Source organism: Savagea serpentis (assembly GCF_015351395.1).
GTDB lineage: Bacteria > Bacillota > Bacilli > Bacillales_A > Planococcaceae > Savagea > Savagea serpentis.
The window spans coordinates 268,530-293,010 of sequence record NZ_JADKPV010000001.1; the positions used below are offsets into that span (position 1 = coordinate 268,530).

The window sequence follows — 24,481 nt, forward strand, 5'->3', positions numbered from 1 at the left end:
AAACAGGTATTCACAAATTTCAGAAAAGCTGATATAATTCGAACAATGACAGTTTAATCAAGTAAAGGATTAAAGAGAGTCATCATTATTTGAATATGGACATTGACAAAGGAGAGAACGAAAATGAGACAAATGAATGTTGCAGTTGTTGGAGCGACAGGCGCTGTAGGTACGATGATTATTGAAAAGTTGATTGAACGAAAGTTTCCGGTAAATAAATTGAAGTTGCTCGCATCTAAACGTTCAGCTGGCTCAACGATTACGATTGGAAATGAAACGTACACTGTTGAAGAGACGACAGATCAAGCGTTTGAAAATATAGATATTGCATTTTTCAGTGCGGGCGGCTCAATTACAGAACGCTTTTCACAGGCGGCAATCGATGCAGGAGCGCTCGTCATTGATAATACGAGTGCATTCCGTATGACGGAAGGAGTTCCTCTCGTCGTACCAGAAGTGAATCCCGAAAAAATTCGTGAACATAAAGGGCTCATCGCGAACCCGAACTGTTCAACGATTCAAATGGTCGCAGCATTAAAAGGCGTGAAAGACCAATTCGGATTGAATCGTTTGATCGTTTCGACGTATCAAGCGGTGTCTGGTGCAGGTGCGGATGCGATTCATGAGTTAGAACAGCAGAGCAAAAACTTCGCGAATCGTGCGGAGAATGAAGCGAATATTTTACCATCAGGTGGCGACAAAAAGCATTATCCAATCGCTTATAACGTCTTGCCGCAAATCGATGTATTCGGCGACGATGGGTATACATTAGAAGAATTAAAAATGATGAACGAAACGCAGAAAATCTTCGACGATTATGAGATGGAAGTGGCGGCAACATGTGTGCGTTTACCAGTTGTGACAGGTCACTCAGAATCCGTCTATATCGAATTAGACCGAGACGATGTAACGGTTGCCGAGTTACAAGAAGCAATTCAATCAGTCCCAGGCGTCGTCTTAGAAGATGACCCAGCGACACAAACGTATCCAATGCCATTATTCGCAGAAGGCAAAGACGAAGTATTCGTCGGGCGTGTACGTAAAGATCGCGATAAGAAAAACGGATTCCACTTATGGATCGTGTCAGATAACCTCGTTAAAGGGGCGGCACTGAACTCTGTACAAATCGCTGAGACGTATTTAAGCCAAATCGAAGAATAAGCATTGGAAAGGATGACGTAAGTTGGAATTAGGACGAATTGGAACGGCGATGGTCACGCCATTTGACGCACAAGGTCAAATTGATGAAGGTCTGACTCATCGCCTCGTAGAACATTTAATTACAAATGGAACGGACAGTTTAATCATTAACGGAACGACAGGAGAATCACCTACCGTTACACGTGAAGAGAAGCTTCAAATGCTCCGTTGGGTGAAGGATGCTGCGAAGGGTCGCGTACCGATCATTGCGGGCACTGGCTCATACAATACAGCAGAATCGATTGAGATGACGAAAGAAGCGGAAGAGCTCGGTGTGGACGGTGTCATGCTCGTCGTACCGTATTACAATAAGCCGAATCAACCGGCGATGTACCGCCACTTTAGCACCATTGCAGAAGAAACGAAGTTACCCGTCTTACTGTACAATATTCCAGGCCGTTCAGGCGTTAACATGACGGCTGAAACGACGATTGCACTTTCAAAAGTGTCGAACATTCGCGCTGTGAAAGAAGCGAGTGGCGACATCGAACAAATGGCGATGATTGTAGAAGGTGCTGCAAAAGGATTCTCTGTTTACAGCGGGGATGATGGCATGACATTACCGTTGCTATCTATCGGTGGGAAAGGGGTCATTTCTGTCGCTGCTCACGTGCTCGGCAATGAGATGCAGCAAATGATGCAAGCATTTGAACAGGGAGAATTCGCGACCGCTGCTCAAATGCACCGCCGTTTATTACCAGCGTTCAAAGCATTGTTCTCAGAACCGAACCCTGTTCCGTTGAAACATGTGTTGAATCGTCAATCGATCGAAGTTGGTTCCGTACGTTTACCACTCATTCCATTAGAAGCAGATCATGCATCATTTGATGCTTCTTGGGACCGATATATGATGAAAATTCAAGAATAATTGAAAGCTAGCCACGCGCTAGCTTTTTTTGTTTGTACAGAACGGTCTTTTTCCCGTATAATGAAACATAGTCGTTCTGTTCGGATTTTTAAAAAGAAAACGATATGAATTGAAATTAAAAAGAAAAAAGACATTAGGAGGAAAATATTGTGACGCAAATTATTAATGAAACGATTAAAGTCATTCCACTCGGAGGAGTGGGTGAAATTGGGAAATCGATGTATGTTGTCGAAATTGATGAAGAGATGTTCATCGTCGACGCAGGCCTCATGTTCCCAGAAGAAGAGATGCTCGGGATTGACATCGTCATTCCGGACATCACATATGTTGTCGAAAACAAAAATCGACTGAAAGGAATTTTCTTAACGCACGGACACGAAGATGCGATTGGATCTCTCGCTTACTTGCTTCAAAAAGTACAAGCGCCAGTGTACGGATCAAAATTAACGATTGCACTTGCGAAAGAGCATTTGCACAAAATGCCCGCTCCACAAGCGATTCGTTTCTTCGAAGTAAACAATGAAAGCCGCATGAATTTCAAACGTACACATGTGACGTTTTTCAATACAACGCATAGTATTCCAGATTCACTCGGTATCGTCTTCCATACATCACAAGGAGCGATCGTGCATACAGGAGAATTTAAATTCGACCAATCCGCGAAAGGCAAATACCGTCCAGATATCGCAAAAATGGCGAACTTAGGAGAAGAAGGCGTATTTTTACTGATGTCGGACTCGACAGAAGCAGAAAAGCCAGGTTATACGACGAGTGAGCAAGTGATTGCGACACGTCTTTTAAAAACATTCCACCGTGCACAAGGCCGTATTTTAGTCGCGCTTTATGCATCGAACTTCATCCGTATTCAACAAGTGCTTGAACAATCGATGAAAACAGGTAAAAAAGTAGCGGTTGTTGGAGAAAGCTTGGAAACTTACTTCCACATCGGATTGAAACTCGGTTACTTAGAAGTGGCGGAAGACGTGTTGATTGATGCAAAAGATATCGATCAATACGAAGATAACGAAATTGTCATCATCGTGACAGGCAATAAAGGAGAACCGATTGACGCATTAAGCCGCATTGCGAAAAAGCAACATCGCGACATTAAGATTAAAACGACCGATACAGTTCTCATTACATTCACAGCGGCACCGATGATGGAACTTTCACTTTATGGCATGATGAATGAGTTGGCAAAAGCTGGCGCAGATGTTATGACATCATCAAAAGATATTCACGTTTCAGGACATGGTAGTCAAGAAGACTTGAAATTAATGTTGAATTTAATGAAACCGAAATACTTCATTCCTGTTCAAGGGGAATATAAAATGCTCATCGCCCACTCGAAATTAGCACAAGAAGTCGGCATGGAGAAAAAGCAAATCTTCATCGCTGAGAAGGGTGATGTCGTCGAGTACAAAGGCGATAAAATGCGCATGACAGGACGCGTTCAAGCAGGAAATGTATTAATTGACGGAATCGGAGTAGGCGACGTCGGAAATATCGTTTTACGCGATCGTAAATTATTGTCACAAGACGGAATTTTCACAGTCGTCGTCACATTGAACCGCAAAAAGAAAACAATCGCAGCGGGACCTGAAATTGTCTCACGCGGATTCGTTTACGTACGTGAATCAGAAGAACTTTTAAACGAAGCGAAAAAGATTATTCGCAAAGTCGTTGAGAAATATGTAGCAAAAGAAACATTTGAATGGTCGAATATTAAACAAGAAATTCGCGACACGTTAAGTTCGTATTTATACCAACAGACGAAGCGTCGTCCGATGATTATTCCAATTTTAATGGAATATTAATTAATTGAAAGAACGAGGAGATTTTTGTTTACGCTTAACGTAGACGGAAATCTCCTTTTCCAAAGGAGTGCATAATTATGGCGAAACGAAAAAGTAAGAAGAAGACTTTTCAATTACGTCAAGAAGTGATCAGTCTCGCCATCATTGCGACAGCGCTCGTTGTCCTATTTCAATTCGGCTTTGTCGGTCGCTCGATTGCTACACTCACTTTTTTGCTCGTCGGACAATTACATTGGGTGTTGTGGATTGGGTTAATTGCGTGGAGTGTTTATCAAGTGACGGGCAAAGGCAAAATTCAATGGACGCGAAAACAAATCGTCGTTGTAGTATTGTTAGCGATTGTCAGTTTCACTTTAGCTCATTTCGTCTTCGTTGGGAAAATGATGGAGCTATACAACGTAGGACCGTGGCAAGCTTCGTGGCAAGCGCTTGTAACGGATAGCGGGGTGTCTAACCGAACAAATTTATACGGAAGTGGCTTAGTCGGAGCCACACTGTACAGTATTTTATCGTTCTTATTCGACCGCGTAGGTACATTTGTCGTCAGTTTAATATTTTTATTGATTGCAATTGTGCTTGGCCTCGACCGAGAAGTCGTTCGTCCGACAGTTGAAGCGGTAAAATCTTCATATGCTAAATTAAAAACAACATATCTCGAGCGTAAACAATCCATCAATGCAAAGAAAGAACAACCTCGCCATACAATAAACACAGTCGAAGTAGAAGTCGAGGATCAACCAGTGGCGATTGAACCTGCTCGCGATGTATCGATCAATCATTTCACACAAGGTCGTGAACCTGCTCCAATCGAGCAAAAAGAGCAAGAGTTAGTAGAAGAGGAAGAAGTAGAACAATTTTTGCTTGAACCAAGTGACGATGAGGAAGAGGAAAGTCCGTATCAATTACCAATCATTCATTTATTAGACGATATCGAAACAATAGATCAAAGCAGTGAAATTGAACGGATAAAAAATAATGCGCAAAAATTAGAAGAAACGTTTAAAAGTTTCAACGTTGCAGCCCATGTGAGCGAAATCCATCTAGGCCCTGCTGTAACGAAATATGAAATATTACCCGCAACCGGTGTAAAAGTGAGCCGCATTGTCGGCTTGACAGACGATTTAGCGTTAGCGCTCGCTGCACGAGATATCCGAATGGAAGCACCGATTCCTGGGAAATCTGCGATTGGCATTGAAGTGCCGAATCAAACGGTATCTGCGGTCAGTTTGAAAGAAGTGCTTGAAGAAGAAGGGGCAGACGCTTCAAAAAAATTACAAGTCGCTTTAGGACGTGATGTCACAGGTAAAGCTGTGCTCACTGAATTAAACAAAATGCCACACGTCCTCGTCGCTGGTTCAACAGGAAGTGGTAAAAGTGTATGTATTAACGGGATTATTATTAGCATTTTAATGCGGGCAAAACCGCATGAAGTGAAAATGATGATGATCGATCCGAAAATGGTCGAGCTCAATGTGTACAATGGCATTCCGCATTTGCTAGCTCCCGTCGTGACCGACCCCCGAAAAGCAGCTCAAGCATTGCAAAAAGTTGTTTCAGAGATGGAACGCCGTTACGAATTATTTTCTCATACAGGAACGCGCAACATCGAAGGGTATAATGCGCAACTCGATCAGTGGAATGAGGAAAATGACGAGAAACATCCACGCATGCCTTATATTGTCGTCATCGTGGATGAGTTAGCTGATTTAATGATGGTCGCTTCCAATGATGTAGAAGAAGCGATTATGCGCTTAGCACAGATGGCGCGAGCTGCAGGAATTCATTTAATCATTGCGACTCAACGTCCAAGTGTCGATGTCATCACAGGAATCATCAAAGCAAATATACCTTCTCGCATAGCTTTTGCGGTATCAAGTTCTGTTGACTCTCGCACGATCTTAGATGGAAATGGCGCAGAAAAATTACTCGGTCGGGGAGATATGTTATTTTTACCATCAGGTGCTTCGAAACCGACTCGTGTGCAAGGGGCATTTGTATCGGATCAAGAAGTCGAACGCATCGTTGACCACTGTATTGAACAACAAAAAGCACAATATGAGGAAAGCATGATTCCGACAGAAGTCGATGAGATAGACTATGATGCAGAAGTTGACGAGAAGTTTGACGAAGCAGTAGACATTGTATTAGAACAAGGCCAAGCTTCGATTTCCATGTTGCAAAGAAGGCTGCGTATCGGTTATTCTCGAGCTGCGCGCATCGTAGATCAAATGGAAGAGCGCGGTATCGTAGGGCCTAGTGAAGGAAGCAAACCTAGGAAATTGCTCATTGATTCCATATCAGAATAAGTACAAAAATGTGAATAAAACGAAGAAGCATAATGGATAAGGGGGAAAATGGTAGACGGACTATTTATTTTTAAATAGGAAGATGATATAGTTAAAATTGAGTTAGTAGTGTTGTATAACGTCAGATGTCAGACTTTTACAAGGAGAGTAGGTGAATAAATGGTGAAAATCGATCAGCGCCATCTTTACGTTCAAGTGATTGAAAAGATTAAACAAGATATTGAAGATGGCGTTTATCAAGAGAATGAACGATTCCCATCCGAATTCGAACTCGCCCGCTCACTCGGCGTGAGTCGAGCGACATTACGTGAGGCATTTCGTATTTTAGAAGAAGAGAAAGTCATCGTGCGAAAACACGGAGTCGGCACATTTGTCAGTTCAAAACCGCTATTCCATTCAGGAATTGAACAACTAGCAAGTGTTTCCACAATGATTCGCAATGCCGGAATGGAACCAGGAACGATTTATAAAACAGTAGATCATCACATCGTGAACTCGCATTTAGCGCCCATTTTTGAATGTGATTTAGAAGAGGAAATCGTGACAATTAAACGGGTGAGAACTGCGGACGGTGAACCGGTCGTTTATTGCATTGATCATGCACTCAGTCGCCATTTATCATTGGACGGTGAAGGAATTTATAACGATTCTCTTTTCGACAGCTTAGAATTAAATGGGCAGATGAAAATTGTTCAAGCAGTCGCTGAAATTGTACCACTCGGGTATGATGAAGAAGCATCGGCTATTTTACGTTGTGGCATCGATGTTCCATTACTTGTTCTCATTCAACGCCATTATAATGAAGAAGGACAAGTTGTACTTTATTCAACGAATTACTTTCGAGCGGACAAGTTTCAGTTTCAAGTTGTACGAAAACGTGTATAGGTAACTACTAAAAAATGAACATAGGGAGGACTTTATTATGAAGTTCAAGAAAAAAGGTTTAGCTTTATCAGTGATGATGTCAGCAGGATTATTGTTAGCAGCATGTGGTGGAGATAAAGAACCAGAAGCTGAAAAACCGGTAGATGAAGGTACAGCAACAGATACTCCAAGTAATGAGGTACTATCAGTAGCAATGGTTACAGATACAGGTGGTGTCGATGATAAATCATTCAACCAATCTGCTTGGAAAGGGATTACAGAATATGGTGAAGCGAATGGTTTAGAACGTGGAGACGGTGGATATGATTATCTTCCGTCAACGAAGGAAGCAGACTTTAAACCGAACTTAAACAACTTAGTGCGCCGTGATTTCGATATCGTATTCGGAATCGGTTACTTAATGGATGATGCCATTAAAGAAATCGCGTCACAAAAGCCAGATACAAACTTCGTCATCGTAGACTCTGAAGTAGAAGGCGATAACGTAGCGAGCGTCATGTTTAAAGAGCAAGAAGGAGCATTTCTCGCAGGAGTTGCTGCAGCCCTTACGACAGAAACAGATAAAATCGGTTTCGTTGGCGGTATGGATATCCCAGTCATTAAACGTTTCGAAGCTGGATTTATCGAAGGCGTCAAAGCGATTAACCCTGATATTAAAGTAGACGTTCAATACGTCGCATCATTTACAGACGCAGCGCTCGGTAAAGGTGCGGCGAGCCGCATGTACGCAAGTGGCGCAGACATCGTTTTCCACGCAGCTGGAGGAGCGGGTGTCGGAGTATTCGCTGAAGCGAAAGAATTGAAAAAAGCATCACCAGACAAAAACTTCTGGGTGATTGGAGTCGACTCTGATCAATACGAAGAAGGTAAAGTGGATGAAAATACAAACGTGACATTAACATCGATGTTAAAACGCGTTGACGTAGCAGTTACAGACATTACAGAACGCGCTAACAAAGGGGAATTCCCAGGTGGCGAAACATTAGTTTACGGTTTAGAAGATGAAGGTGTTATTTTAGCAGATTCACGCGGCGCGATTTCTGAAGAAGTTTTAGCGAAAGTTGCTGAATTTGAAGCGAAAATTGCGAGCGGAGAAATTGAAGTACCAGAAGAACCAGTCAAATAATATTGAAATATTGTGATGGAATCTAGAATAATATGTCCCTTCTGCGACGAACGCGAATCGTTCTTAGAATCGTCGTTCGTCCGCAGTATCGTACTGTGTAGAAGCGGCTGATATTCTAGATTTTTTTAAGCTTACTATGCTAAAAATTTAGGTCGACCATTTTTACTGTAGTAAGAAGTATGGAAGTGAAGGAGTGACGGCGTTGGAATACGTAGTCGAAATGTTGAACATATCCAAAAAGTTCGGAAATTTTTATGCGAATAAAAACATTACATTGCAACTTAAAAAGGGAGAAGTTCACGCACTTTTAGGAGAAAATGGAGCGGGAAAATCCACTTTGATGAACGTTCTTTTCGGTTTGTATCAACCGGAAGAAGGAACGATTAAAGTTCGTGGTAAAGAAGTGGACATCGCGAACCCAAATATTGCGAACGACCTTGGAATTGGCATGGTGCACCAACACTTTATGCTCGTTGAAAATTTAACGGTAACGGAAAATATTATTTTAGGTAATGAACCGACGAAGATGGGCGTCATCAATATTAAAGAAGCTGAGAAAAAAGTCGCCGAAATATCAGAGTTATACGGCTTGGCTGTCGACCCGTCAGCAGTAATTGAAGACATATCCGTCGGGATGCAACAACGCGTGGAAATTTTAAAAACATTGTATCGTGGAGCGGAAGTTCTCATTTTTGACGAACCGACCGCTTCTTTAACACCGCAAGAAATCGATGAATTAATGCACATTATGAAAAACTTAATCGATGAAGGAAAATCAATCATCTTGATTACCCATAAGTTGAATGAAATTATGGCTGTTTCAGACCGCGTCACAATCATCCGTAAAGGAGAAGGAATCGGTACGGTTACAACGGATCAGTCTAGTCCAGAAGAGCTCGCTTCGCTCATGGTAGGCCGTCAAGTGACGTTTAAAACGGAAAAGACAGAAGCGACGCCAGGTGAAGTCGCTTTAGACATTCAAAATCTCGTGGTGGAAGACAATCGTAAAATCGCAAAAGTAAAAAACTTAAATTTACAAGTGCGGTACGGAGAAATTGTCGGAATTGCAGGGATTGATGGCAATGGTCAGTCAGAATTGATTGAAGCGATTACCGGTTTGCGCAAAACGAAATCGGGAACGATTCGTCTTGGAGGGCATGATCTTGCAAATGAGTCGCCGCGTAAAATTACAGAGACAGGTGTCGGTCATATTCCACAAGACCGCCATAAACATGGTCTCGTTTTAAATTTTTCAGTCGGCTACAACTCCGTTTTACAAACGTATTATAAGCAACCATTTTCTAAAGGTGGCATTATGAATTATAAAGAAGTGTCCAAATTTGCGAACGAAATTATTGAAGAATACGATGTTCGTACTCAAGGGGAGCATGAGTTAGCACGTGCTCTTTCTGGAGGAAACCAACAAAAATTAATTATCGGTCGTGAAGTATCTCGCGATCCTGACTTATTAATTGCGGCACTTCCTACACGTGGGCTTGATGTTGGAGCGATTGAATTTATTCATAAGCGTCTGATCGAACAGCGTGATAACGGAAAAGCGGTGTTGCTCATATCATTTGAATTAGACGAAGTGATGAACGTTTCAGACACGATTGCGGTCATTTACGATGGACAAATCGTATCAACAGTGAAACCGCAAGATGCAACAGAGCAACAGCTCGGCCTACTCATGGCAGGACATGTCGGAAATAGCGAAGAAGGTGACCGTCTGTGAAGTCGAAATTTAATAGTAAAAGCATTTTAGTTCCACTTATTTCAATTGTCCTCGGTTTATTAATCGGAGCGATCATCATGTGGTTAAGTGGCTATGATGCGATTAAAGGCTACGTGGCACTTTGGAACGGTATTTTCGGAGATGCCTATGCGATGGGTGAAACAGTACGTCAAATTGCACCTTATATTTTGGCAGGTCTAGCTGTTGCATTCGCTTTCCGAACAGGGTTATTTAACATCGGAGTAGAAGGGCAATTGCTCGTCGGATGGTTTGCAGCAGCCTATGTTGGAACGACGTTTGAATTACCGACGATTATCCATTTACCACTCGCTTTACTCGCAGCAGCTGCAGCAGGTGCATTATGGGCGTTTTTACCAGGTTTATTGAAAGCGACATTGCAAGTGCACGAAGTAATCGTCACAATCATGATGAACTATATCGCATTGCACGTTGTGAACGCACTCATTAAAGCGTCATCAGGAACGTATAAAACAGAGACGATTCATGATAGCGCGTCATTGCGTTCTCCTTTTTTAGAACAGTTGACAGATTATTCAACACTGCACTACGGGTTTATCGTCGCAATTTTAATGGTTATTTTCATGTGGTTTTTATTAGAACGCACGAAAACTGGATTTGAATTAAAAGCAGTCGGGTTTAACGACCATGCTTCACAATATGCCGGAATGAACGTGAAGAAAAACATTATCGTGTCGATGATGATTTCAGGCGGATTTGCTGGACTTGCAGGAGCGATGGAAGGACTTGGAACATTCGGTTACATTACAGAAAGTACCGACTTCACAGGCATCGGGTTCGACGGGATTGCTGTCGCATTGCTCGGAGCGAACACACCGATTGGCGTATTGTTTGGGGCGATTTTATTCGGTTCGTTAAAGTACGGTTCACTCAATATGCCGAACGCAGCAGGCGTACCGATTGAGATTGTATCCATCGTGATCGCGTTAATCATTTTCTTCGTAGCAAGCGGATATATTATCCGTGTCTTCTTAGAGAAAATGAGCAAGAAAAAGGAGGCGAAGTAAATGTTAACAGCATTATATTTCATCATGCCGATGATGATTGCCTATGCGGCGCCTCTTATTTTCACAGCAATTGGTGGAGTCTTTTCAGAACGTTCAGGTGTCGTGAACATCGGTTTAGAAGGGTTGATGGTGATTGGAGCGTTTATCGCAATCGTCTTTAACTTAACTTTCGCAGGAACATTCGGTGCTTGGACACCTTGGATTTCGATTCTTGTGGCGATGCTCGTTGCAGGAGTGTTCTCCATTTTACACGCGGTTGCATCGATTTCATTCCGCGCAGATCAAGTTGTTTCAGGGGTTGCGATTAATATGCTCGGTATCGCCGTCGCACTTTTCTCGATTAAAATGATGTATGGAAAAGGTCAGACTGAATACGTCAACTATAAAATTCCGCGTTTCGATATGCCGATTTTACAAGACATTCCCATTATTGGACCGATGTTTTTTAAAACGGTATATGGAACGAGCATTTTAGCGATTGCCGTTGCACTGATCGCATGGTTCGTCATTTATAAAACACCGTTCGGTTTGCGTTTACGTTCGGTTGGAGAACATCCGATGGCAGCGGATACGATGGGGATTAATGTGACCCGTACGCGCTATATTGCGGTAATTATTTCAGGAGCGCTCGCTGGAATCGGTGGAGCGGTTTATGCACAAACGATGACAGGTAACTTCGACCATACGACGATTAATGGTCAAGGATTCATGGCGCTAGCTGCGATGATTTTCGGAAAATGGCATCCGCTTGGAGCGATGGGAGCAGCATTATTCTTCGGATTCGCACAAGCGCTCAAAATCAGTTCTGCAAACATCGAGTTTTTAGCGAATGTACCAGATGTATATTTGCACATTTTACCATATGTCTTAACAATTTTAGCACTCGCAGGATTTATCGGTCGTGCACGTGCACCGAAAGCGAACGGACAACCGTATATTAAAGGAAGCCGTTAATTATTTCACTCCTTCTCCATTTTGGAGAGGGAGTTTTTTAAATGAGAACCGTAGATTGAAAAATGTGACGTTTTTCAACGAAATGAACGTGTAACGGTTGCGAACTATTTCACTGAACATGTATAGTGAAGGAAGCTTTGTAATATTTAGAATGAGGTGGACCATGTTTAAGCATTATCCGATTTCAAGCGGGGTCGATTTATATATTCGACCGACACAACAATTTAAAACCGTCACGATTCTCATGCAATGGGATCGTGAATTTGATGAAATATCGGCTGCACACCGCGCCGTATTATCAAATGTTTTGCAAGATTCAAACGAGCGTTATCCAACGTACGCCAAGTACAAAAATAAACTAGATGAACTTTACGGTTCTACATTAATTACAGATGTTTCAAAACGCGAAAATAAACATCGTTTTCTTCTTTTTTCAGAGACGGTACATGAACGTTTCGTTCGCAGTGAGAACCATTTCGCAGAATGGCTCACATTTTTAGCAGAAACGATTCAGCGGCCGAATGTGAAAGACGGCAAATTCGATGAAGCGACAGTGAGACGTGAGAAGCGTTCGATTGTTGAGCGAATTCAATCTATTTATGACGATAAAGACCGCTATGCGTATCGTCAATTAATTCAAATGATGCGACCAGACGATTATGTCGCAAAGTCACGACTCGGTACAGAGGAGCTCGTACAAGCGGTTACACCGGCTTCATTAGTGGAACAATACGAAGCGATGTTGAAAGAAGATAAGTTGACGATTTATGTCGTCGGAGATATTGATGAGCAACTCATTATCGATACGTTCCGACCAATCATTCAACAGCGTGAATATGAGGAAATTCCGACTTATGCGCCAACCGTTTCAACGTGTGTTGAAATACAAGAGAAAGAAGAAACGAATGCGATTCGTCAAGGAAAATTAAACATCGGTTATTCGACACCGATTACCTTGCATGATGAGCGCTTTGCAGCGATGCAAGTCGCAAACGGTATATTAGGAGGATTTGCACATAGCAAACTCTTCCAAAACGTACGTGAAAAAGAAAGCATGGCATATACGATCAGCAGTAGTTACATTAGCCAATATGGATTATTGACAATTAGCGGTGGAATTGATTGGAACGAAAAGGATAAAGTAATTCGTTTAATTAATGAACAAATTGCGATGATGCAGAGCGGAGACATTTCAGAATTGGAATTAGAACAGACGAAAGCGTTGCTCGCGAACTCTATTCGCAGTGCACTCGATACCGTTCGTGGTCAAATGGTTTTATTTGATCAATATAAAGAAGACTATGCGAACTTTTCAGCGCAAGCTTTAATTAAACGTTGGAATGCTGTGACGAAAGAAGAAGTGATCGCCGCAATTCAAACATTGAAAAAAGAAGCGATCTTTTTATTGAAAGGAGAGCGTGAAGATGGAGAAGATTGAATTGCAAGCAGTGGAAGAAACATTATATAAAGAAGTTCTGCCGAACGGACTGACGGTATACATCCTTCCGAAAAAAGAATATTCCAAAACGTACGCGACGTACACAACGAAGTACGGTTCAATTGACCGAATGTTCACGCCGCTTCATGCGAAAGAACCGATTGTTGTCCCTGATGGAATTGCGCATTTTTTAGAGCATAAAATGTTCGAAAAAGAAGAGGGCGATATTTTTCATACATTCAGTCAACAAGGGGCCTCTGTGAATGCTTATACATCATTTACACGAACAGCATACTTATTTTCAGCGACGAGCAATGTGGAAAAAAATATGACGACTTTGCTCGACTTCGTTCAAGCGCCTTACTTTACAGAAGAGACAGTAGAGAAAGAAAAAGGCATCATCGCACAAGAAATTATGATGTATGACGATTCGCCAGACTGGCGCATCTATTTCGGGGCGGTGGAAAATATGTACCGTAAACATCCTGTAAGAATCGATATTGCAGGAACAGTGGAATCGATTCAAGAGATTACGAAAGATCATTTATATACGTGCTACGAAACATTTTACCATCCGTCCAACATGCTATTATTCGTTGTGGGAGCAGTCGATGTAGAGCCAATGATGCAGCTCATTCGCAACAATCAAGGAGCGCGTGAATTGACGAATGAACCGAATGTGGAGCGCTTTATTGAAGAAGAAGATTTAACAGTACAAGTAAAAGAGCGTACGATTGCAATGGACGTTTTTAAACCGAAAGTGAATGTCGGCTTTAAATTGCCTGCTGGTCAATTGAAAGGACAAGCGTTTTTAAAGCGTGAACTAATTTACGAGCTCGGCCTAGACTTATTATTTGGCACAACGACACCATTTTATGAGAAAGCATATGATGAAGGGCTAATCGACGAATCCTTCGGTTACGATGTGACGTTAGAAAGCACATTTGCATTTGCGACGATCAGCACAGATACATTTGAAGCAGAAAGATTCCGCGAAGTAGTCCGAGAAACGTTCGAACGCCGGAATGAATTGCTAGAAGCAGAAGCGTTAGAGCGCCTCATTAAACGAAAAATCGGTTTATTTATTCGTTCTTTAAATAGTCCAGAATTTATCGCAAACCAATTTACAAACTATGCATTCCACGACACGATGCTATTCGATCATGTCGAGGTTTATCGCTCAATCACATTAGAAGATGTGAAAGAAGGTCTTGAATGGTTTGTACAATCGAATAATTCGACAGTCATGCAAATCGTGCCGATGGAGAAAGAAGCATGAAATTTGCCCTCGTATTAGGAGCATCTGGAGAAATTGGCCACGCGATTTGTCGCGAATTAGCACAAGATGGCTGGTCGCTCTACTTGCACTATTCGACGAATGTATCGCGTATTGAACAGTTGCTACAACAATTAGAAACGATGTATCCGGAGCAATACTTTTTACCGATGCAAGCGAATTTGTATGATCCGGAACAAGTAGAAAAATTGGCACAATCGATTGTTGAAGTGGAAGCGATTATCGTAGCGCATGGCGTGGAGCTATTGAAGCTCGTGAGCGATACGACAGATGAAGAGATGGACTACTTATGGAAAGTGCACGTTCAATCTCCGATTAAAATTATTAGTACATTAAGTGCACGCATGCAACATAAGCTCGTTTCATACGTCATCTTTATAGGTTCCATCTGGGGCAGTGCGGGTGCGGCGAATGAAGTGTTGTACTCGACAGTAAAAGGAGCACAGCATGCCTTCGTACGCGCTTATGCAAAAGAAGTCGCTTCTTTAGGCATTCGGGTGAACGGTGTCGCGCCTGGATGGATCGACACAAAAATGAATCGTATGTTCAATGAGGAAGAGCGCAAAGAAGCGCAAACGTCCATTCCGCTCCAACAAATTGGAACACCTGCTGATGTCGCGAATTATGTGACATTTTTAGTGAGTGGGCGTGCTGATTACATGACGGGCGAGGTCATTAACTTAAATGGCGGTTGGTATATTTCATAAGTCGACATAAGTCAGTGTTTTTCCTTTAAATTGTTAATGCTATCCGTTATGATAGGGTTACACAGTTGAAACGATAAAGGTAGGTGTCGACGGATGAGTGAATGGTACGTAGAATATGAAATCAAAATTAATCGGCCAGGTCTCTTAGGGGATATCGCATCTTTACTTGGGATGTTAAAAGTAAATATCATAACGATTAATGGTGTCGTGGAAAATAATCGACGTGTCATGTTAGTGAAAGCGCAAGACGATAAACAAATTGAACGTTTCTCCTTAATTGCGCGTACGATGGAAGCGATTGAACTTCGTAAAATTCGAAAGCCTAGATTGCGAGATCGCCTAGCAGTTCGTCATGGTCGTTATATCGAACGTTCGAGTACAAACCGTAAACTTTACCGATTCGTGCGTAGCGATCTCGGAGTACTTGTTGATTTTATGTCTGAACTTTTTAAAGAGGAAGGACATAAGTTGATAGGGGTTCGAGGGATGCCGCGAGTCGGAAAAACAGAAGCCATTGTTGCGGCAAGTGTGTCAGCGAATAAAAAATGGGTGTTTTTATCCTCTACTTTATTGAAACAGACCGTGCGTAATCGTCTCCAAGGGGATGAATATGATCCGAATAATATTTTCATTTTTGACGGCATTGTGACGCGTCGGGCAGGAGATGAAAAGCATATGCAACTCGTGCGTGAAATTATGAGTATCCCTGGTGTGAAAGTGATTGAACACCCTGACTTATTCGTCAAACATTCGGAATATACGATGGATGATTTTGATTACATTATTGAACTGCGCACGACAGAAGATGAAGAAATTACGTACGATCTTTTAGAAAAAGATGTCCCGATGGCACCGATTCAAAGCATGGATATGTTTCCTTTTTAAACAATTGTCAAATATTATTGAGGTGGGTGGTTGTATTGACCGGATTAGGTGAGCTATTACGAGAGGCTCGAGAAGCGAAAGGGTATTCGCTGGATGATTTACAATCGATAACAAAAATTCAAAAACGATACCTTTCCGGAATTGAAAAAGAAGATTATAGCTCGATGCCAGGAGCGTTTTATGCGAGAGCTTTTATTAAACAATATGCGGAAGCGGTAGATTTAGATCCGCAAGAAATATTGAGTCTCTATAAAGAAGAGCATCCTTCACCTGAAGCGGAAGCGGAAGAAGAAGTGACGCCCTTAAGGTCGAGACATCGCCGAGTACGTTCGAATAATGCGATGAAACAAATGATGCCTAAATTATTTTTCGCTATTATTATTATTGCAATCGTGGTAATTATTGCATTGCTTATGAAATGGACGATGAATGGAAAAGGAGAGAATAGTCCGGTCGATGATTTGCCAGAAGACAATAAAGTGACTGTTCAACAAAAAGAACCTCCTAAACCTCCTGTCGTTGAAGAAGAGCCGAAAGAAGAGCCAGAAGAAGAACCGGAAGAGCCTGTGATGGAACAGAAAGTCGAAGTCGTTAGTGTTGCAGGAGATACGACAACATATCGTTTGAGTGAAGCGGAGCAATTTAAATTACGCATCGAATTATCAGGAGAATCTTGGGTGAGTGTTTTAACGGACAATCAAGAAGAATTAACTCCTGGAGGCGCGGCGGTTTTAAAAGATGGAGATGTCGTGGATTTAGATGTGACGGATCAATCTCAAATAAGAATTCGTCTCGGCCGTACAAATGATGCGAAAGTATTTATTAATGATAAAGAATTACCTTATGAGTTAGAACGTGTCGATCAGACGATTTATATTCAATTTGAAAAATAGTCATCTATTTAGATGACTATTTTCATTCTAAATAAAAAGGAGACTTAGACATGAACTTACCGAATAAAATAACTGTATTACGCGTACTTCTCATCCCGATTTTTATCATTTTTATGATTGTTGATTTTGGGATGGGCGACCTATCTTTCGGTGGTGTGACAATTTCTATCGAACGTTTCATCGGAACATTGATTTTCATCATCGCGTCGATGACAGATTGGCTAGATGGCTATTTAGCACGCAAACATAATTTAGTGACGAATATGGGGAAGTTTTTAGATCCATTAGCTGACAAATTACTCGTTTCAGCAGCATTTATTATTTTAGTCGAAATGCATCTTGCGGCAAGTTGGATTGTCATTGTGATCATTAGTCGTGAGTTTGCTGTGACCGGTTTGCGTTTATTGCTAGCGGGTGAAGGGGAAGTCGTTGCAGCGAACAATTTAGGGAAAATTAAAACCGTCGCTCAATTGTTAGCCATTATTTTATTATTGTTTGACAATGCCTTTTTCACACTTGCGAACATTCCAGCAGGAGACATTATGTTATATATCGCTTTAATATTCACGATTTGGTCAGGGGCAGACTATTTCTATAAAAATCGCCATGTTTTATTAGACTCAATGTGAGGTGACGGAAGATGAAAGCAGAAATTATTGCAGTCGGATCAGAATTATTATTAGGACAAATCACGAACACGAATGCGCAGTTTATTTCAGCAAGACTCGCTGAAATTGGGGTAGATGTCTATTATCATACCGTTATCGGAGACAATCCAGAGCGATTAGTCGATGCGATTAAAATTGCGGAGCAACGTGCAGACGTTTTGCTTTTTACAGGTGGATTAGGACCGACGAAAGATGATTTGACGAAAGAAGCGATTGCTCGTCACTTAGGCATTGAGTTAGATTACGACGATGCGGCAATCGAACATATTACCGATTATTTTGAACGACAAGGCCGCGTCATGACGCCAAACAATAAAAAACAGGCGCTCGTTTTTAAAAATAGTACGGTGCTGAAAAATTATACGGGAATGGCGCCAGGTATGGCTTACACAAATGATGAAAATACGTATATTTTAATGCCTGGACCTCCGCACGAGATGAAACCGATGTTTGAAAAAGAAGTGATTCCTTATTTATTAAATTTGGATGAGCGTCAAGAAGTCATTGTCTCTCGCGTCCTCAACTGTTTTGGAATTGGAGAAGCAGAACTAGAGTCACGCATCGAATCGATTTTAGAAACTCAGACAAATCCTACAGTTGCACCGCTTGCGAGTCCAAAAGGAGTCACATTGCGCTTAACAGCAAAAGCTACTTCCGTGGAAGAAGCTTTTGCGCACATTGCTCCAGTGGAGGCGGATATCCGTGCTCTCATCGGCGAATATATTTTCGGAATTGATGATGAAACATTATTCTCAAAAGCAGTAGATTTATTGCAAACATCACAATTGACAATTGCGGCTGCTGAAAGTTTAACGGGCGGTCAGTTTATGTCACAACTTGCTTCAATTACAGGAGCTAGTGCGGTATTTGGAGGTGGGATGGTCGTCTACTCTATTGATCAAAAGGTAAAGCAACTCGGGTTGAACCGAGAAGCGCTTGAACAGCATGGAGTAGTTTCTGAATATTGTGCAGCGCAAATGGCTGATGCAGTGCGTCGTCAATTTGCATCAGATATAGGAATTGGATTGACAGGAGCGGCGGGACCAGACAGTCATGACGGGCAACCCGCTGGAACGGTGTGGATCGGTATTTCTTATAAAGGTGAGTCGCATACGTATCGCCTTCAACTATCGGGAATGCGTAACACGAATCGCATGCGCACTACAAACTTTGCTTACCATTACTTAATCCAATTGTTAGAAAGCGAGAAATTAAGCTCAAAAGACATATAAAATTCAAAATCAGAATAAATGTTCGCTTATTTCTTGTCAAATGAGCAAAAAAGTCGTATAGTTAAATTAACGAAAAAAGAACATCCATTCGGTGATGTTTGAGGAGGATGTAATAAATATGGATCAGCAAAGAAAAACAGCACTAGATAATGCTTTAAAACAAATAGAGAAACAATTCGGTAAAGGTTCAGTCATGATGTTAGGTGAAACGACAGATCACGAAATTTCAACATCATCATCGGGTTCACTCGCACTTGACGCAGCTTTAGGAGTAGGTGGATATCCACGTGGCCGGGTAATTGAGATTTACGGTCCAGAAAGTTCTGGTAAGACGACAGTCGCACTTCATGCGATTGCTGAAGTACAAGCGGATGGCGGACAAGCGGCATTCATCGACGCTGAGCACGCATTGGACCCTGTCTATGCAAAAAAATTAGGCGTTGATATCGACAATTTACTTTTATCTCAACCAGATACGGGAGAGCAAGCTTTGGAAATTGCTGAAGCGCTCGTTCGTAGTGGTGCAGTAGATATCGTTGTCGTGGACTCAGTAGCAGCACTCGTACCGAAAGCAGAGATTGAAGGAGAGATGGGTGACTCGCACGTCGGTCTTCAAGCGCGTTTAATGTCACAAGCTTTGCGTAAATTATCAGGAGCAATCAATAAATCGAAAACGATTGCCGTATTCATTAACCAAATCCGTGAAAAAGTTGGCGTGATGTTCGGTAATCCTGAAGTTACACCGGGTGGTCGTGCGCTTAAATTCTACTCCTCTGTACGTTTAGAAGTACGTCGTGGTGAAGCGATTAAGCAAGGTACGGACATTATGGGGAATAAAACACGTATTCGTGTCGTGAAAAATAAAGTAGCTCCACCATTCCGTACAGCAGAAGTAGATATTATGTATGGTGAAGGGATTTCAAAAGAAGGTGAAATCGTCGACATCGGTGCAGAACTCGATATCGTTCAGAAGAGTGGTTCTTGGTATTCTTATGAAGGAGAGCGTCTTGGTCAAGGTCGTGAAAATGTTAAACAATTCTTCATTGAAAATCCAGAAATTCGCGATGAAATAGCTGAAAAAATCCGTGCATCTTACGGAATTGCAAGCCAAAATTATGTCATCGGTGAGCATGATGAAGAAGAAGATGAATTGACAGAGTTAATTCCAAAAAAAGAAGAATAAATCCTTAAAATGCCAACATTTCGATTCGAGATGTTGGCATTTTTTACCTCATATCGTTGTATATTTCCTCTCACAAGAGCAAGTTCACGAGTCTTGACAGCACGTAGCTACATCGTTACAATGATAAGTGTGTCACATCATACTAAATTGAAATGCATTGGCAGTATGTTGCAATTTAATATACGAGCCGACTGAAAAGAATATTAGCAAGAGGAGGTGACCAGGATTGTCTGAATATATCATCTCCGCTTTGCTCGGTTTTATCGTCGGTGCAATTGTACTCTATTTTTACAATAAAAACGTGAATGAATCCAAGGTGACGGGTGCCAAGCATCAAGCGACTCAAATTGTCGAAGAGGCGAAGCGAGAAGCGGAGGCAATGAAGAAAGAGGCACTACTGGAAGCAAAAGACGAAAATCACAAGTTAAGAATCGAAGCGGAAGCAGAAATCCGCGAACGACGATCTGAAGTTGCAAAGCAAGAAAATCGCTTAATGCAACGTGAAGAATTACTCGATCGAAAAGATGAAACTCTTAACAGAAAAGAAGAGAGCTTAGATCAATGGGAATCAGAATTGACTAAGAAACAACAGCATATTGAACAGATGGAACGCAAGGCGGAAGAGCTATTAAAAACTCAGCAAACGGAGTTAGAACGCATTGCAGCACTGACACGAGATGAAGCGAAAGATTACATTCTCGAAAGTGTTGAGAAAGAGCTCGCCGTCGATATTGCAGTAATGACGAAAGAGTCAGAACAACGTGCAAAAGAAGAGTCTGAAAAGAAAGCACGCGAAATTTTGTCACTCGCTTTGCAACGCTTTGCAGCGGACCATGTTGCTGAAACAACAGTCTCTGTCGTAAACCTTCCGAATGATGAGATGAAAGGTCGCATCATTGGACGTGAAGGACGAAATATTCGAACACTTGAGACGTTAACAGGTATTGATCTCATTATTGACGATACGCCGGAAGCAGTAATTTTATCAGGATTTGATCCTGTTCGCCGTGAAGTAGCTCGACTAGCGCTTGAAAAGCTCGTCCAAGATGGACGAATTCATCCAGCGCGCATCGAAGAGATGGTCGATAAATCACGTCGCGAAGTAGATGAACTGATTCGTGAAAAAGGGGAAGAGACGACATTCGATATCGGAATTCATAACTTGCACCCTGACTTAATTAAAATTTTAGGCCGACTCCATTTCCGTACTAGTTATGGACAGAACGTGTTAAAACACTCGATTGAAGTCGCATATTTAACAGGACTTCTTGCAGCAGAACTTGGCGAAGACGTCACATTAGCACGTCGAGCAGGTTTATTGCATGACATCGGGAAAGCAATCGACCATGAAGTGGAAGGTAGCCACGTTCAAATCGGGAAAGAATTAGCAATTAAGTATAAAGAACATCCGGTCGTAATTAATAGTATTGCTTCTCACCACGGTGATGAAGAAGCAACTTCAATTATTGCAGTATTAGTTGCAGCGGCGGACGCATTATCTGCTGCTCGCCCTGGTGCTCGAAGCGAAACTTTAGAAAACTACATTAAACGATTAGAGCGTTTAGAAGAAATCGCCGAGTCGTATGAAGGTGTAGAAAAGTCATATGCGATTCAAGCTGGCCGCGAAGTACGTATCATTGTACGTCCAGACCATGTTGATGACATTACGCAACATCGATTAGCGCGAGACATTCGTAAGCAAATTGAAGAAGAACTCAATTATCCAGGCCACATAAAAGTGACTGTGATTCGTGAAACACGAGCGGTCGAATACGCGAAATAAAAAACAAAAGGGGTTCGTTAAGGCGAATCCCTTTTTTTCATGGAAAGAGGAATGAAAAATGAATATTATTTTTATCGGAGATATCGTTGGATCGATTGGCCGTGATATGATTTTTGATTATGTGCCACGTTTACGCCAAAAATATGAAGCGGATCTCATCATTGCAAATGGGGAAAACGCAGCGGCAGGTCGAGGGATTACGAAGCGCATTTACGACGATTTACTACATGCTGGAGTTGATGTGGTTACGATGGGAAATCATACGTGGGACAATCGAGACATTTATGATTTTATCGACGATGCAGAATTTCTCGTGCGCCCTGCTAACTTCTCAGAAGAAGCACCAGGACAAGGATATACGGTGGTTGAGAAAAAAGGAAAAGAAATTGCGGTCATTAACTTGCACGGGCGCACATTTTTACCTCCTCATGATGATCCATTCAAAAAAGTCGATGAAATTTTGAATGAAATTGATACTCCTCTCGTCATTGTAGATTTACATGCGGAAGCAACGAGTGAAAAAATTGCGATGGGTTGGCATTTAGATGGTCGCGCAAGCTTTGTCGTCGGGACACATACGCACGTACAAACTGCAGATGAGCGTATTTTACCAGGAGGCACTGCGTATTTGACAGATGCTGGAATGACAGGTCCGTATGATGAAATTTTAGGAATGAAAAAAGAAGACGTCTTATATCGTTTTAAAACAAATTTACCTACGCGTTTTGAAGTTCCGAAACAAGGACGTGCTCAATTAAATGGTGCGTTCATTCAGATTGATGACGAAACAGGGAAGGCAACACATATTGAACGTATTCGTATTAATGAAGACCAACCATTTCAATTTCAAAAGTAAAAAAAGAGAAGCTGTCGTATAAACGATTGCTTCTCTTTTCACTATTGTGCTAAATAACGACGTGCTCCTGCATATTGAGACTGATATGGTTCACGCGTGATAGGTATAATTTCAATCGGTTTTGAATAATCAGGAGAGTGAATCATGTTTCCGTTACCAATATACATGCTGACATGGTGAATGGCACCTTTTCCTCGGTCATGCGCGAAAAATAATAAATCGCCTACTTGTAAATCTTTTTTCGCAACGGCGACGCCATGTGTCGCTTGAACGGTAGAGTCGCGCGGAATTAAAATGCCGTGCTGCTTGTAAATACTATACGTAAAGCCTGAACAATCGAAGCCATATCCCGAAGTCCCCGCCCATAAATACGGTAAGTCTAAAAATTGTTTACTTGTGGCGACAAGGTTTTCAGCTGTTGGTTTTGGCAAATGTTCAAAGCTAGGTATTGTCATCGCATCTTCTTTTATAATATATTTCGTACCATTCGTCGGTGTTTTTACATAAATGCGTTTTTCATCTTCTTTCACGACTGGAAGCATCGTATTGAAGCTAATTTCGCGAAAAGGTTTGCCATCTAAGTGGCGTAACAATGTTTTATTAGCAGTTACAATCGTCGCATCACAAGCATTCACATTCGCCTGTTGCGTTGCGACATGGCTTTTAGGTACCCATCCAGGATAGCCTTCTTTTTGAATGGGGCTAAATTGTTCGTGGACGGCTATTTTATACCAATTGTCTTTCTCTTCTAAAATGGTTACTTCTTGGCCGTATAACGCTTGTGTATCAATTTTCCCTAATAAGCCGAGCTTTTGTTGATATGTCATTTGGCGCGTCCAACTCGCAAGATCAACAGGATGAGATATAGCAGGTCGGTCGATGATGCGTGCGATATTCGGTTTTGACCAAAGGGTCGTGACGGCTACATCGATCACTTGTTTTTCTTCCACAGCAGGTGTGTAACATACTTTTGCAAGTTGAAATTTCGGTTCGAGAACACGCGCAAGAAAAACAGAAAAATGAGCACGTGTAATCGCGGCATTCGGTCGGAATGTACTGTCTGGATAACCGGTTGTAATATTGTTTGCGTACAATGTCTGTACGTCACGTGTCGCCCAATGTGTGGCAGTCATATCGCGAAAAGCTAAGTCAGTTTGGCCTTCTAACTGAAAAGCTCTAACTAAAATAGAAGCCATTTGAGCACGAGTTAATGATTCATAAGGCGCGAAAGACCCGTCCTTTTTTCCAGTCATGATACCCGCATCGACAACGGTTGCGACCATGGCGTAACCAGAATGTGTGTTTGGAATATCTTTTAATTTTGGGTCTGGACGATTCGCTGTTGGCAATTGTAGAGCGCGCACGAGCATGATAGAGGCTTGTAATCGCGTAATGGAATCATTCACTCCAAATGTACCATTTGAGTAACCGGAAATAATTTTTTGTTGAGCTAAATAATCAATTTCTTTTTTTGCAGCATGCTGGTCTCCGACATCAGTAAATAGTTGTTTCGCTTCACCGATCGTAGGCATAAGCAAAATGCTCAAGATGAGGACCGCGAGTAAATTCCCTAAATTTTTCAAATCATCGTACCTCCTTTTT

Annotated in this window: 20 protein-coding genes; 19 read left to right on the plus strand and 1 reads right to left on the minus strand. The window is 41.8% G+C overall.

The features are described from left to right. The first annotated feature begins 123 nt into the window (after positions 1–123). From IRY55_RS01340 to IRY55_RS01430, 19 genes are all read left to right on the plus strand, one after another. Positions 124–1,161 carry an aspartate-semialdehyde dehydrogenase gene (locus tag IRY55_RS01340; protein WP_194561457.1) on the plus strand — a complete coding sequence of 346 codons (1,038 nt, stop codon included), beginning with the start codon at positions 124–126 and terminating at the stop codon, positions 1,159–1,161. Positions 1,162–1,183: 22 nt separating this feature from the next. Then, entirely contained in the window at positions 1,184–2,068 is an 885-nt protein-coding gene (gene dapA / locus IRY55_RS01345; RefSeq protein ID WP_194561458.1) for a 4-hydroxy-tetrahydrodipicolinate synthase, read from the plus strand. A 149-nt stretch (positions 2,069–2,217) separates the two neighbouring features. Continuing rightward, positions 2,218–3,885 (plus strand): ribonuclease J, encoded by a 1,668-nt coding sequence (locus IRY55_RS01350; protein WP_194561459.1) that lies wholly within the window; start codon positions 2,218–2,220, stop codon positions 3,883–3,885. A 77-nt stretch (positions 3,886–3,962) separates the two neighbouring features. Then, on the plus strand, positions 3,963–6,191 hold the full coding sequence (locus tag IRY55_RS01355) for a DNA translocase FtsK (RefSeq protein ID WP_194561460.1): 2,229 nt from the start codon (positions 3,963–3,965) through the stop codon (positions 6,189–6,191). A 159-nt stretch (positions 6,192–6,350) separates the two neighbouring features. Continuing rightward, positions 6,351–7,076, plus strand: coding sequence for a GntR family transcriptional regulator (locus IRY55_RS01360; protein WP_194561461.1), 726 nt, complete (start codon positions 6,351–6,353; stop codon positions 7,074–7,076). 37 nt (positions 7,077–7,113) lie between these two features. Further along, the gene (locus IRY55_RS01365) at positions 7,114–8,202 is read left to right on the plus strand and encodes a BMP family lipoprotein (protein ID WP_194561462.1); all 1,089 of its coding nucleotides are present in this window, start codon (positions 7,114–7,116) and stop codon (positions 8,200–8,202) included. Between the two features lie 202 nt (positions 8,203–8,404). Next, positions 8,405–9,937: an ABC transporter ATP-binding protein gene (locus tag IRY55_RS01370; RefSeq protein ID WP_194561463.1), complete on the plus strand. Its 1,533-nt coding sequence runs from the start codon at positions 8,405–8,407 to the stop codon at positions 9,935–9,937. Beyond that, positions 9,934–10,983, plus strand: a complete 1,050-nt coding sequence (locus IRY55_RS01375) for an ABC transporter permease (RefSeq protein ID WP_328799597.1) — start codon at positions 9,934–9,936, stop codon at positions 10,981–10,983. The genes IRY55_RS01370 and IRY55_RS01375 overlap by 4 nt, the downstream gene beginning before the upstream one ends. Next, a complete protein-coding gene (locus tag IRY55_RS01380) occupies positions 10,984–11,937 on the plus strand; it encodes an ABC transporter permease (protein ID WP_194561464.1) in 954 nt (317 codons plus the stop codon). A gap of 163 nt (positions 11,938–12,100) precedes the next feature. Then, entirely contained in the window at positions 12,101–13,375 is a 1,275-nt protein-coding gene (gene yfmF / locus IRY55_RS01385) for an EF-P 5-aminopentanol modification-associated protein YfmF (RefSeq protein WP_194561465.1), read from the plus strand. After that, the gene (yfmH, locus tag IRY55_RS01390) at positions 13,362–14,654 is read left to right on the plus strand and encodes an EF-P 5-aminopentanol modification-associated protein YfmH (protein WP_194561466.1); all 1,293 of its coding nucleotides are present in this window, start codon (positions 13,362–13,364) and stop codon (positions 14,652–14,654) included. Before yfmF ends, yfmH begins: the two co-directional genes overlap by 14 nt. Continuing rightward, a complete protein-coding gene (gene ymfI, locus IRY55_RS01395; protein ID WP_194561467.1) occupies positions 14,651–15,379 on the plus strand; it encodes an elongation factor P 5-aminopentanone reductase in 729 nt (242 codons plus the stop codon). The genes yfmH and ymfI overlap by 4 nt, the downstream gene beginning before the upstream one ends. 93 nt (positions 15,380–15,472) lie before the next feature. Next, positions 15,473–16,264, plus strand: a complete 792-nt coding sequence (locus IRY55_RS01400) for a DUF3388 domain-containing protein (protein WP_194561468.1) — start codon at positions 15,473–15,475, stop codon at positions 16,262–16,264. A gap of 35 nt (positions 16,265–16,299) precedes the next feature. Then, positions 16,300–17,157, plus strand: coding sequence for a helix-turn-helix domain-containing protein (locus tag IRY55_RS01405; RefSeq protein ID WP_194561469.1), 858 nt, complete (start codon positions 16,300–16,302; stop codon positions 17,155–17,157). A gap of 50 nt (positions 17,158–17,207) precedes the next feature. After that, positions 17,208–17,786 (plus strand): CDP-diacylglycerol--glycerol-3-phosphate 3-phosphatidyltransferase, encoded by a 579-nt coding sequence (gene pgsA / locus IRY55_RS01410; protein ID WP_194561470.1) that lies wholly within the window; start codon positions 17,208–17,210, stop codon positions 17,784–17,786. An 11-nt stretch (positions 17,787–17,797) separates the two neighbouring features. Then, the gene (locus IRY55_RS01415) at positions 17,798–19,057 is read left to right on the plus strand and encodes a competence/damage-inducible protein A (RefSeq protein ID WP_194561471.1); all 1,260 of its coding nucleotides are present in this window, start codon (positions 17,798–17,800) and stop codon (positions 19,055–19,057) included. Positions 19,058–19,175: 118 nt separating this feature from the next. Continuing rightward, on the plus strand, positions 19,176–20,240 hold the full coding sequence (gene recA / locus IRY55_RS01420) for a recombinase RecA (RefSeq protein ID WP_194561472.1): 1,065 nt from the start codon (positions 19,176–19,178) through the stop codon (positions 20,238–20,240). A 226-nt stretch (positions 20,241–20,466) separates the two neighbouring features. Beyond that, positions 20,467–22,023 carry a ribonuclease Y gene (gene rny / locus IRY55_RS01425; protein ID WP_194561473.1) on the plus strand — a complete coding sequence of 519 codons (1,557 nt, stop codon included), beginning with the start codon at positions 20,467–20,469 and terminating at the stop codon, positions 22,021–22,023. Positions 22,024–22,081: 58 nt separating this feature from the next. Then, positions 22,082–22,879 carry a TIGR00282 family metallophosphoesterase gene (locus IRY55_RS01430; RefSeq protein ID WP_194561474.1) on the plus strand — a complete coding sequence of 266 codons (798 nt, stop codon included), beginning with the start codon at positions 22,082–22,084 and terminating at the stop codon, positions 22,877–22,879. A 41-nt stretch (positions 22,880–22,920) separates the two neighbouring features. Here IRY55_RS01430 and IRY55_RS01435 read toward each other — a convergent pair whose 3' ends face one another. Then, entirely contained in the window at positions 22,921–24,462 is a 1,542-nt protein-coding gene (locus IRY55_RS01435) for an S-layer homology domain-containing protein (RefSeq protein ID WP_194561475.1), read from the minus strand. Positions 24,463–24,481 lie beyond the last annotated feature (19 nt).